The following is a 12,014-nucleotide window of genomic DNA, read 5'->3' on the forward strand; positions in this document are numbered from 1 at the left end:
GGTCGCGTCACTCCGGGCGCGATCGGTTGGCGCATGTGTGCCATCTGTCCCGTGGGTGCCCGTCCGGTTACCGCCGTATGAAGGGGGGCCGTGGAAACCCATGGAGAGCTGCCCGCACCGTAAGATTCGAGGGTGTCCACGGTGTCTCCCGGTCGTCTGCGTGCGCGTGATATCGACCGTGCCGAAACCGCGACCGTGCTCGACGGCGCGTACGCCGAGGGTCAGCTCGGCGCCGCCGAGTACCACGATCGCATCGCGCAGGCCCGGGCCGCGAAAACGCTCGGTGAGCTGTCCGAACTGGTCGCGGATCTGCAGACGCCGGATGCCCGGCGGGTGCGCGCCGAGCGGGGTGCCGCCGCGGCCGCCACGGCATCGGGATATCCGCCCGGTACCCGCGCCCGCACCGCCGACCGCGACGCCGCCGGCGCGGTCCTGAGCCGTGCCCTCGCCGAGGGCCAGCTCGCCGAGGACGAGTACCACGTCCGCGCCGAACTGCTCGCCGACGTGGTCACCCTCGACGATCTCGCCGAGCTCACCGCCGATCTCCAGGGCGCGCGGCCGGCCCCTGTCGCGCCGCCGCCCGTCCGGTCCGGCGGGCAGGGGCGGTACTTCGCGGTGATCGGTGCCGCCGGGCTCGCGGTCGCGTTCGGCACCTTCGCCCTCGTCCATCGCGAGGCCGAGCCGGCCCCCGCCGTCCCGCCCGCGGCCGCCGCGCCCGCCCCGGTGCCGTATGCCGCCCTGAACGATATCGAGCCGCTGGTCATCCCCACGCCCGATCTGGTGACCGCGGCCGGCCTCGCCCACTTCGTCGACCGCTATCGGATCGAATTCGGCGATACGGTCGCCGACGAGATCACCCTCTTCCCGGCCCATGCCCGGGTGACCCGCGCGCTGCCGGGGCAGCCGAACCGGAAGGTGACCTACACCTATCGCGGCGGGTTCCACCAGGACAGCGATCCGACCACCCGTCCGGTCGATACCCCCACCGTCGACCTGGCAGCGGTGGACATCGCCGCCATCGGTGCAGCCGCGGGCACGGCCGCGGCCACCACCCGGGTGCCCGACGGGGTGGTTTCGATGATCGAAGTGGATGTCCCCTCCTTCGACCCGCTCGCGGGCCGGCCGGCGGTGAGCATCCATGTGGGCAATACCTTCGACGAATCCGGTTGGTTCGTCCTCAGCCCCGCCGGTGAGGTGCTGAGGGTGTGGCCTTTCGACGGCTAGAGGAAGCGACCGTGGCGAGAAGAGAACAGCTCCGGGCACGTGACAGCGACCGGGTGGAGGTGTGCGCGCTACTGGACGCCGCGTCCGCGGACGGCCAGCTCTCCGCCGCGGAGCACACCGCGCGTACGCGGTCGGCGATGCGGGCGAAATACACTGCCGACCTGGACGTGCTCATCGCGGACCTGCAGGTCCCCGGCGAACTCGCCGGTGCCGCGATCCTGAACCGCGACCGGCCGGCGCGGCCCTGGTGGGTACCTGTCGCCCTGCTGGCGGCGGCCGCCGTACTCGGCGCGGTGGTGGGCCTCGCCCTGCCCGACGACTCCGCGAGCGCGGGTGACACCGCCACCGCGGAGGCCGTCGAGCAGGCCGCCGCGGATCTGGCCACCGGCAGTGGCCTGGCTCTTTTCGTCGACAGCTACCGCCGGAAGTTCGGTGACACGATCATCGACGCGGCGACGGTCTTCTCCGACCGGATCCTGGTCCAGCGTCTGGACCGGGGGGCGGAGCAGGTCTACGAGTTCGACGGCACGGATTTCACCGCCACGACCTCGAGCGTATCGAGCTATTCGGAGGGTCGTCCGATCGATCTCGCGGATATCGATCTGCCCGCCGTGGCCGCGGTACTGGCCGGGGCGCCGGCCACGGTGAAGCTGGCCGACGGGCAGATCGGTCATATCGGTATCGGCTACGAACTCATCGCGCCCGAGGCCGCCGCGCCGGTACTCGAGATCTACGTCGGCGACGGCGGCGATCGCACCGGAACGATGCAACTCGCACTCGACGGGACGCCCCAGGAAGTCCATCCGGTCGACTGACCGGTCGAGGCCCGATCCCCGCCGCTGCCGAGACCGGCTGCCACCTGCACATATGCGTCCCCGCCCGCATAGAACTATGCGTGGTTATATCGCTCCGATATAGTGGGTAATCGCATCCATTGGTTAGGTCTGTACGGAAGTCAGGGGGTGAAGCCCGTTGCTCGAACTGGCAATCCTCGGGCTGCTCCTGGAATCGCCCATGCACGGCTACGAGCTGAAGAAGCGGCTCACCGGCCTGCTCGGGGCGTTTCGGGCCTTCTCCTACGGGTCGCTGTATCCGACCTTGAAGCGCATGCGGGCGGATGGACTGATCGCGGAGGAAGTACCCGAGGGACTGTCCACGACCCGCCGGGCCCGGCGGGTCTACCAGCTGACCCCGACGGGGCGCGAGCGTTTCAAGGACCTCGTGGCCGATACGGGTCCGCAGAACTACACCGATGACGGCTTCGGCGTCCACCTCGCCTTCTTCAGCCGCACCCCCGCCGAAGCGCGGGTGCGAATCCTGGAGGGCAGGCGGCGTCAGGTCGAGGAGCGCCGAGAGGGGCTGCGGGAGGCGATCAAGAAGGCGAGCGGATCGCTGGATCGCTACACCCGCCAACTCCATCAACTCGGACTCGAATCAAGCGAGCGCGAAGTGCGCTGGCTCAACGAGTTGATTGCGGCGGAGCAATCGACGCAGGCGGCACCACAGAAAGAGGGAAATACCGGCCATGAGTAGTGGAGACACCAACAAGTCCAGTGTTCGCGTCGCCATCGTAGGTGTGGGCAACTGCGCCTCTTCGCTCGTCCAGGGCGTGCAGTACTACCGGGATGCCGACGATTCCACGACGGTGCCCGGACTGATGCACGTGCGGTTCGGCGAATACCACGTGCGGGACGTGCAGTTCGTGGCCGCCTTCGACGTGGACGCCAAGAAGGTCGGCTTCGACCTGTCCGAGGCGATCTTCGCCAGCGAGAACAACACCATCAAGATCTCCGATGTGCCGCCGCTGGGTGTCAGCGTGCAGCGCGGTCCGACCCTCGACGGCATCGGCAAGTACTACGCCGAAACCATCGAACTCGCCGAGGCCGAGCCGGTCGACGTGGTCAAGGCGTTGCAGGACGCCGAGGCGGACGTCCTGGTCTCGTACCTGCCGGTCGGGTCCGAGGAAGCCGACAAGTTCTATGCCCAGTGCGCGATCGACGCCGGCGTGGCGTTCGTCAACGCGCTGCCGGTGTTCATCGCCTCGGACCCGGAATGGGCCGAGAAGTTCCGCGCCGCGGGCGTGCCGATCGTCGGTGACGACATCAAGAGCCAGGTCGGCGCCACCATCACCCACCGCGTGATGGCCAAACTGTTCGAGGACCGCGGGGTCCAGCTCGACCGCACCATGCAGCTGAACGTCGGCGGCAACATGGACTTCAAGAACATGCTCGAGCGCGAACGCCTGGAATCGAAGAAGATCTCCAAGACCCAGGCCGTCACCAGCAACCTGAAGAAGGAAATGGGCGCCGGCGATGTGCACATCGGCCCTTCCGACCACGTCGGCTGGCTCGACGACCGCAAATGGGCCTACGTCCGCCTCGAAGGCCGCGCCTTCGGCGATGTGCCGCTGAACCTGGAGTACAAGCTCGAGGTATGGGACTCGCCCAACTCGGCCGGCATCATCATCGACGCGGTCCGCGCCGCGAAGATCGCCAAGGACCGCGGTATCGGCGGCCCGGTTATCCCGGCGTCGGCGTACCTGATGAAGTCCCCGCCCCAGCAGCTGGCCGACGATATCGCCCGCACCCAGCTCGAGGCCTTCATCATCGACGCTTGAGTTCTTGGCGGTGCCTTCGGCACCGCGGGGTTGCGGCCCCCTTGTGTCTCGCCGTTTCGGCCTCGGGACTCGGGCCTTCGGCTCATGCGACGTGCGGTCGGCCTTCCGCGGAAGGCCGACCGTTGAGCACCTTCGGCCAAGGGGCGAGACGGGCCTCAACCCTTCGAGGTGTCTCGTAAAACTCGACGCATGCGGGTCGCGTCGGCGTTCGATGTCAGGTCTACAGGTGGGCTGCCCTCGCCGGCGGGGCGGTGAGCAGCACATCCCGCCGGGGAGGCGCTCCGCTTCTAATCTGTTGCCATGGTGTCGAAGCGGTGGGCCGTGACGGTCGTGCAGCGGTATCTGGCCGATGAGGCGGCGAAGAGCGGTGGGCCGCCGGCACTGGTGGTAATGGACGCCGGGCCGCACCGGTTGGGTTGGGTGATCAGCTGCCGAGGTGAACGTTATCTGCGCACCCGCAGAATCTCGGACATGCTGGTCGGCCATGGGTACTTCTTGGTCGATGGAATGGACGGCAGCCTGCACATGGTGCATGCGGCCGCTGATCTCGAGCACGGTGAGTGGATCACCGAATATCTCGAGCGGGTTCGCGGAGCCGAGCGTGTCGATCCGCTGCGATCCCGAATCGCTGCGCTGCTCGCGCGGGGGCAGCGCCTCGATGCGCTCAGGGTCGTGCGGGCAACAGCACCCGATATCGGGCCGCGAGAGGCCAAGGAGTACATCGAGGCAGTGGCGGCCGGCGCGCCGGTGCCCGAGCGGGTGCGCTCGCGCTTGCCCCGACCACCGGTCGGGTTCAGGGATTGCACGGCGTTGTCCGGGCCGAACCCCGAGCCGATCGCGTGAGGACCGAACCTTGCCCGGCGCGGTGCACACCGTGTGGAGCCGGCGGGCCCCGGAGTGGTCGTCGCCGCGGGTGATTCCCGCACCACGATGGCGACGTCGACCCCGTCTCGTCCGTCGATGCATTACATCCGACAGGACACACGAAGCCGCAGTACATTCACGGCGCCGAGTTCACCGAGGGCCGCAGCGGCGGGGAGCCCGCTTCACGCATGGACCGGCCCCGCTCGAACCTCGATCCGCGGCCGGCGTCAGTCCAGCGAGACGTAGACCTCCACCGATGTCGGACCGGTGTAGCGTTCCAGTTCGGCGGTGTGGGAGCGGGTTATCGTGCCCGCCTTCTCCGCTTCCCGGACCCGCGCCCACGCCGTGCGAAGCAGGTCGTAGGGCTTCTCGGTGACGACGAATTTCGCGTAGCGGCCGGTGGGGACCCGGGTGAGTACATCGCCCGGATCCAGGTCGGTCATCTGCTTGATCTCGTAGCCGAGTACGGCTACCGCGTGATCCCCTTGGCCGATGTAGGCGGCGACCCGGGGGACGTTTTTCTCGCGGCCGAGGTACCGGTCCCAGGTGAAGTTCACCAGGTCGAGGTCTCGGGCGGTCACCTCCCGGCCGGCCAGCGGGATGGTGAGCCCGGCCACCAGGCTTTCGTCGAGTTCGACAATTTCGAAGTCCACAGCTGCTTCCTACCTGCTCGCCGCATCGTCTGCCGCCAGTGCCACGAACACTTCCACCGTGTGCTCGTCGGGGTAGCGCTCGTAGTCACCGGTATAGGAGCGGACCAGCCGGCCGGCGGCCTCCGCGTCCCAGATCGCCCGCCACAGGGTCACGATCGTCTCGCCCAGGTCGTCACCGCTGAGGGTGAAGCGGGCGTAGCGGCCGGCGGGGATACGGGCGAGGACATCGCCGGGTAGTAGATCGTCGAGGCTGTGACAGCGGTAGCCGATGATATGGGTGAGGTAGGAATTGATCTCCGGGGCATGATCGACGAAGGCGCTGGCGGGGTGGCCGGGTAACGATCGGGCCAGTGTGGTTTTCCAGGCTTCTTCGACTCTCGTGCGGCGCGGTCCTTCCACGGCCAGTGCCGGGCTGCGTAGCACCATTCCCGCCACCAGCGTTTCCGGGCGGTCAACGACATTGAATTCCACCGGCGTAGCCCCTATGTCTCGTCATACGTCGTCGCTCCAGCGCATATCCTCCCGCACGCCTGTCCCGGCCCGGGCGTCGGCCCGTGCCGGTCGGTCGGATGGGCGACATCTCACTCTGGCCAACGATGCTGCCATGCCGACCGTTCCTTCCGTGGGATCACGACCGGAATCCGTAGGTCACGGTACGGGTATCGTTACGCCGGGCAGGATTTCGACCACGCGTGGGGCCGGCGGCAGAGGTGCCACCGGTGGTGCGGGCGCGGGCGCTTCGGCCGGGGGAGCCGCGGGCGCCTGGGGTTCCGGCTCGTATTCGGGCTCGGGGACAGACGGTTCGGCGGCCGGGGGGATGACGATGAAGGGTTGCTGCTGTGTCGGTTGTTGCTGCGGCTCCGGCTGTTGCGGGGGTGGCGGGCTGAGGATGTCGTACGGGTTGCGTGAGGGCTGCTGGGGTGCGGCCGGAACGACCGGTGCGGGGTGCGGGGCCGGTGCGCCGATCTGCTCGGCCGGAGTGTCGGCCAGGGCACCGTCCATGGTCTGTTTCCAGATATCGGAGGGCAGCCCGGAACCGTAGATCCGGCCGCCGCCGGCGGTGACGATCGGCAGGTTCGACTCGGTGCCGACCCAGACCGCCGTGGACAGCGACGGCGTGAAGCCGACCATCCAGGCGTCCTTGTTCTGACCGGTATCGCCCAGCTGGGTGGTGCCCGTTTTGGCGGCGGAGGGGCGCCCGCTCAGCGCGTGGCCGTTGGAATACGAGGCGATGGGCGACATGGCCGTGGCGGTCTGCGCGGCGATGGTCTGCGGTATCCGCTGCTCCGACGGTGGCGGCTGGGCGCCGGTGCGCTGCCCTGGATCGCCGCCGCGGTCCAGCAGGACGCGGCCGTCCCCGCGGACCACGCGCTGTACGAAGTACGGCTGGTGGTAGCGGCCCGCACCGGCGATGGTGGCGTAGGCCGAGGCCATGTCGAAAGGCCGCACCAGATAGGTACCGAGCACGATGGAGGGCATGGGCGGCGCACCCATCTCGGTGAGCGACTGTCCCGGGACGCCGGGGATGTCCTGCGGGATCCCGGCCTGGTGGGCGGCGTCGGCGATCGCCTGGGGACCGTTGTTCATGGCGAGGGTGAGCCGGTAGAAGCTGGTGTTGAGCGAGCGTTTGAAGGCCTCGCTCAGGCTGCACGTACCGCAGGACTCGTTCTCGACATTGCGCACCAGCACACCGTTGACGTCCACCGGCGTGCTGTCGAACGCCCGGGACAGCGGGATGCCCTGCTGTAGCGCCGCGAGTACCGCGAAGGTTTTGAACGCCGACCCCGTCTGCACCGGGGCCTGGGCGAAATCGAAACCGATCCCGTCGGCGCCGCCGTAGTAGGCGCGGACCGCACCCGATCGCGGATCGATGGAGGTCACCGCGGTGCGCAGCTCCGGCGGCTGCCCGTCGAGGGCGCCGGTCGCGGCGGCGGTCGCGGCCTGCTGGGCCTTCGCGTCGATGGTCGTGGTGATCTGCAGTGCGCCGGTGTTCAGCTCCTCATCGGAGATCCCCGCGTCGGCCAGTTCACGCAGCACCTGGGTTTTGATATGGCCCTCCGGGCCGCGGGTGGTGTTGACATCCTCGGGGGCGGGTAGCGGGATGGTCGGGGGAAAGACGATCGTGTCGCGTTCACCGGGGGCGATCGTGTCCATCTCGACCATTCCGTTGAGCACGTAGTTCCAGCGTTGCAGCAGCTGTGGGAGCCGGGTCTGCGGGTCCAGTGCGGAGGGTGAGCGGATGAGCGCGGCCAGGACCGCGCCCTCGGCGACGGTCAGCTCGGGAACCGTTTTACCGAAGTAGGCCTGGGCGGCGGCGGCGATTCCGTAGGCGCCGCGCCCGAAGTAGATGGTGTTCAGGTAGGCGCCGAGGATATCTTCCTTGCTCCATTCCTTGGCCATCTTCGAGGAGATGATCAGCTCGTGCACCTTGCGGCTGACCGTGCGCTCGGAGCCGAGAAAAGCGTTCTTCACGTACTGCTGGGTGATGGTGGAACCGCCACCGGCGTTCGCCCGGCCCAGCACATTGTCGCGGACCGCGCGCAGCAGACCCGACGCCGAGAAACCCGGGTTGGTGTAGAAGTTGCGGTCCTCCGCGGACAGGACCGCCTCACGGACGTGCTCGGGCACCTCCGACAGCGGTACGGGAGTGCGGTTGCCCTCGGGCGGCACCACCTTCGCCAGCACGGTGGAGCCGTCGGAGGCCGTGATGGTGGCGGTCTGGTTGATCGGTACCGTCCCGGCGGCCGGAATCTCCGCACTCCAGTACACCAGGGCGATCAGCAGCGTCGGGATGGCGATCAGGATGGTGAACAGCCACAGCACCAGATGCCGGATGCGCTGGCCGCGGGTCCGGTGTGGGCGGATATAGGTGGGTGGCCGGGGCGGACGGGGACGCGGCCCGGGATCGTCGAGATCTTTCCAACCGGCTATCGAGGGGTACTGCGGTGGCTGGGGAGCATTGCGGCCACGTCGAGAACGGAACGAGCTCACGATCATCTCCTTTCGGAGCGTCGGAAAAACTCAGGCGCACCACCGCCAGACCTCAGGATACCCAGAGATCAGCTCTTGACCCCGCCCGCCGTGAGTCCGGAGATGATTCGCCGCTGGAACACCAGTACCAGGATCACCAGCGGCACGGTCACCAGCGTGCCCGCCGCCATGATCGCACCGTACGGGGGGACCAGCGGATTGTTCCCGGAGAACCGGGCTATGGCCACCGTCACCGGTTCCGTTTCGCTGCCGGAGAGCACCCGGGCGAGCAGGTACTCGTTGACCGCCGCGATGAACGCCAGGATCGCAGTGGTGAACACGGCCGGCGCGGCCAGCGGCAACATCACCAGCCGGAACGCCTGCACCTTGGTGGCGCCGTCGATCCGGGCCGCCTCTTCGAGTTCCCACGGCAGTTCGGCGAAGAACGAGGCCAGGATGTACACCGTCAGCGGGAGCACGAAGGAGATGTTCGGCAGGATCAGCGCCTGGTACCTGCCGATCCAGCCGATCTCGGTGAACAGCTGGAACAGTGGGGTCACCAGGACGACCACGGGGAACATCGACGCGCTCAGGATCACGCCGGACACCAGGTAGCGGCCCTTGAAGGTGAGCCGGGCCAGCGCGTAGGCCGCCATGATCCCGATTACCAGCGCGATCGCGGTACTGGCCGTGCCGATGATCACGCTGTTGAGCAGCGCGTGGGCGAAATTGTTACCGCGGCTGGTGTCGAACGCGTCCCGGAAGTTGTCCAGGGTGATGTGCGTGGGCCACGGGGTGGAATCGAAGGTGTGGTCGGGATCGCGGAAGGCGGTCACCGCCATCCAGTAGAACGGGCCCAGCCCCCACACGAGCACGATCAGGGCGCCCACGTAGATGCGCGCCGAGCCGAGCCTGCGCCGCCACGACGACGCGGGACGGGCGGTACCGATTTGCTGAGTTGTCACCGCGGCCATCACGCCTTCCGCTGTTCTTCCTGCGTCCGCACCGCGTTCGCGCCCAATATCTTCACCAGTACGAACGCCGCCGCGAAGATCAACAAGAAGGTGATCGTCGATAGTGCGGCCGCACTGTTGGGTCCCTGCCGTGTCTGCTCGACAACCAGGATCGACAGTGTCCGGGTGGCCGGGAGATTGTTGGTCATGATGGCGGGCAGGTCGTACATGCGCAGCGCGTCCATGGTGCGGAACAGCACCGCGACCAGCAGCGCCGGTTTGAGCAGCGGCATGGTGACCTGGGTGAACCGCTGCCAGGCCGAGGCGCCGTCCACCCGGGCCGCCTCGTAGACGTCGTCGGGGATGATCTGCAGGCCGGCCAGCAACAGCAGCGCCACGAACGGCGCCGTCTTCCACACATCAGCGGCGATCACCGCGAAACGGGCCGGCCACGCGTCGGAGGTCCACAGGATCTCGGTACCGAACACGGTGTTGACCACACCGTCGTACTGGAACATGAACTCCCAGAGCCGGGCCGTCACCGCGGTCGGGATCGCCCACGGGATCAGCACCGCCGCACGTAGCAGCGCCCGGCCCTTGAAGGTCTTGCCCATCACGATGGCCATCCCGAGCCCGATCGCCACCTCCAGCGTCACCGTGACAACCGCGAAGAACAGCGTGACGCCGACGGCCCCCCAGAACTCGGCGCCCAGATTACCGGTGGGGCATTCGGTGACGCCGCCGGTGATGACCTGGCATTGGCCGAGGATCCAGTGCAGGTAGTTGTAGAAGGTGCTTTCGCCGCTGTCGACGAAGCGGCCGGTCGTCTCGTCGAGCCGATCGTCGTAGGTGAACGACATCCACAGCGCCCGTAGCACCGGATAACCGATCACCACGGTGAGCGCTATCAGCACCGGCGCGACGAACAGCCACGCCCGGCCCGACATACGGACTTCGTCGCGAAGCCTGCTGGACGTCCCGCGATCGTTGGTCGCGTTCGCGGGCTTTACTGTGCGGACCGACGCCTGCGCGTCCGTTCCGGAAGGATCCGACACCGTTACTCTCTCCTACGGGCTCGCCGGGTCCGGTTGAACAATATCTACGATCCGGCCGTCTCGATGCCCTTCTGCATGCCGATGATCGCGTCGTTCACGGACTTGGTTCCGGTCAGGGCAGCATATGCGTTGTCCTGAATGGCTTTGGACACCGCCGGATAGAACGGGGTGACCGGTCGGGGCACCGCGCTGGCGATGGAATCCTTCAAGGCGGGCAGGTACGGCATCTTGGCGATGAGCGCCGGATCGTCGTAGATCGAGGCCCGTACCGACGGCAGCGCGCCGGAGGCGATGATGTGCTGGGCTTCCTCGCTGATCAGGAACTTCAGGAAATCCAGTGCCGTGGCCTTGTTCTCGGAATATGCGCTGATCGCGGCGTTGTAGCCGCCGAGGGTCGAGGCGCCGATCCCGGTGTCCCCGGGCAGCGGCGCGACCCCGAACTTGTCCTTGACCGCCGAGGCCTCCGAGGAGGCGTCACCGTAGGTGGAGGGCCAGCTGCGCAGGAACATGAGTTTGCCCTGGGTGAACGCGGCGCCGCTCGTCGGTTCCTGGAAGGTGATGGCTTCGCGGGGGATATCGCCGACTCGGAAGGCATCGACCAGCTGCTCGAGCCCGGCCCGCGACTCCGGGCTGTTGACCGTCGGGGTGCGGCCGTCGGTGCCGACGAAGGTCCCGCCGAACGCGTTGATCACCTCGGCGGTGTTCACCGTCAGGCCCTCATAGGGCGCGAACTGGCCCGCGTAGCAGCCGATCTGGTTATCCCGCGCCAGCGGGCAGCCGGCGCGCATCTCGGCCCAGGTGAGCGGGGGGTTGGGCACCAGGTCCTTACGGTAGAACAGCAGGCCACCGTTGGTGTTGCGGGGCGCGGCATACAGGGTGCCGTTGTAGGTGGCGCTGGCCACCGGCGGCGACAGCAGCGGCGAGGTGTCGATGGCGAACTGGTCCTCCAGCGGCTGGATCCAGCCTTTGGCCGCGAACTCCGCCGTCCACGGCACGTCGAGGGCGACCACGTCGTAGTCGGCCGATTTCGCGCGCATGTGCTCGACCAGATCGTCGTACTGGGCCGAGGCGTCGTTGGACTGTTCCTTGTAGGTGACCCGCTCGTCGGGGTGGGTGGCGTTCCAGCGGTCGATGACCTGCTTGACCGCACCGGTCTCGGTAGTGTCCTTACCTTCGACGTAGGTGATCGGGCCGCGGCCGTCCTGGTTCATGCCGAGCTGCTCATCGGTGTCGCTCGTGTTGCAGGCGGTGGCAAAGGTCACGGTCAGCAGCGCGATCGGCCATAGGACGAGCGCGGCACGTAGAGACGGCGCCTTCTTGAAAGCCATCGCGGAACTCCAGGGTCGACACAGTGAGCGGCAGCACAACGCAACATACATGGTGTGCACGCTCGGTGTCGGATACTCCCGTATCGAAGTGAGCGGAAGCTCGAGTGCCCGAGGTCGTCCCTGACTCCGCCGGGCCCGACCGGAAGGCCGGGCGGTCGGCGGCGTCACGGGTATAACGACTGGTAGGCGTACCTCCGCATCCGCTCCGGCCGTGCGCGGATCAGGGACGGGCTGTGCCCGGCTGTGCCGATCGGGCGTACCTCCGCATCCGCTCCGGCCGTGCGCGGATCAGGGACGGGCTGTGCCCGGCTGTGCCGATCGGGCGTACCTCCGCATCCGCTCCGGCCGTG

Annotated in this window: 11 protein-coding genes; 5 read left to right on the plus strand and 6 right to left on the minus strand. The window is 67.8% G+C overall.

Annotation, left to right across the window (positions count from 1 at the left end; translation table 11 throughout):
• The first annotated feature begins 132 nt into the window (after positions 1-132).
• The 5 genes from AB0H42_RS10965 to AB0H42_RS10985 all read left to right on the plus strand — a co-directional run bounded on the left by AB0H42_RS10965 (position 133) and on the right by AB0H42_RS10985 (position 4,684).
• Positions 133-1,224 (plus strand): DUF1707 domain-containing protein, encoded by a 1,092-nt coding sequence (locus AB0H42_RS10965; protein ID WP_357053134.1) that lies wholly within the window; start codon positions 133-135, stop codon positions 1,222-1,224.
• 11 nt (positions 1,225-1,235) lie between these two features.
• Complete coding sequence (locus AB0H42_RS10970) at positions 1,236-2,039, plus strand: DUF1707 domain-containing protein (RefSeq protein WP_357053137.1); 804 nt, start codon at positions 1,236-1,238, stop codon at positions 2,037-2,039.
• 157 nt (positions 2,040-2,196) lie between these two features.
• Positions 2,197-2,757, plus strand: coding sequence for a PadR family transcriptional regulator (locus AB0H42_RS10975; RefSeq protein WP_357053140.1), 561 nt, complete (start codon positions 2,197-2,199; stop codon positions 2,755-2,757).
• Positions 2,750-3,841, plus strand: coding sequence for an inositol-3-phosphate synthase (locus tag AB0H42_RS10980; RefSeq protein WP_357053143.1), 1,092 nt, complete (start codon positions 2,750-2,752; stop codon positions 3,839-3,841). Before AB0H42_RS10975 ends, AB0H42_RS10980 begins: the two co-directional genes overlap by 8 nt.
• A 321-nt stretch (positions 3,842-4,162) precedes the next feature.
• The gene (locus AB0H42_RS10985) at positions 4,163-4,684 is read left to right on the plus strand and encodes a YrhB domain-containing protein (RefSeq protein WP_357053145.1); all 522 of its coding nucleotides are present in this window, start codon (positions 4,163-4,165) and stop codon (positions 4,682-4,684) included.
• A 248-nt stretch (positions 4,685-4,932) separates the two neighbouring features.
• Here the strand turns inward: AB0H42_RS10985 and AB0H42_RS10990 are convergent, their stop codons facing one another.
• The 6 genes from AB0H42_RS10990 to AB0H42_RS11015 form a co-directional block, all read right to left on the minus strand.
• Positions 4,933-5,358, minus strand: a complete 426-nt coding sequence (locus AB0H42_RS10990) for a GyrI-like domain-containing protein (RefSeq protein WP_357053148.1) — start codon at positions 5,356-5,358, stop codon at positions 4,933-4,935.
• Positions 5,359-5,367: 9 nt separating this feature from the next.
• Complete coding sequence (locus tag AB0H42_RS10995) at positions 5,368-5,829, minus strand: GyrI-like domain-containing protein (protein ID WP_357053151.1); 462 nt, start codon at positions 5,827-5,829, stop codon at positions 5,368-5,370.
• Positions 5,830-6,006: 177 nt separating this feature from the next.
• On the minus strand, positions 6,007-8,355 hold the full coding sequence (locus AB0H42_RS11000) for a transglycosylase domain-containing protein (RefSeq protein ID WP_357053154.1): 2,349 nt from the start codon (positions 8,353-8,355) through the stop codon (positions 6,007-6,009).
• Between the two features lie 62 nt (positions 8,356-8,417).
• Positions 8,418-9,302: a carbohydrate ABC transporter permease gene (locus AB0H42_RS11005; RefSeq protein ID WP_357053157.1), complete on the minus strand. Its 885-nt coding sequence runs from the start codon at positions 9,300-9,302 to the stop codon at positions 8,418-8,420.
• Positions 9,302-10,228 (minus strand): sugar ABC transporter permease, encoded by a 927-nt coding sequence (locus AB0H42_RS11010; protein WP_357053376.1) that lies wholly within the window; start codon positions 10,226-10,228, stop codon positions 9,302-9,304. The genes AB0H42_RS11005 and AB0H42_RS11010 overlap by 1 nt, the downstream gene beginning before the upstream one ends.
• A 152-nt stretch (positions 10,229-10,380) precedes the next feature.
• A complete protein-coding gene (locus AB0H42_RS11015) occupies positions 10,381-11,664 on the minus strand; it encodes an ABC transporter substrate-binding protein (RefSeq protein ID WP_357053161.1) in 1,284 nt (427 codons plus the stop codon).
• Between the last annotated feature and the right edge of the window lie 350 nt (positions 11,665-12,014).

Origin of the sequence: Nocardia sp. NPDC050799, assembly GCF_040654015.1 — a bacterium.
Taxonomy (GTDB): domain Bacteria; phylum Actinomycetota; class Actinomycetes; order Mycobacteriales; family Mycobacteriaceae; genus Nocardia.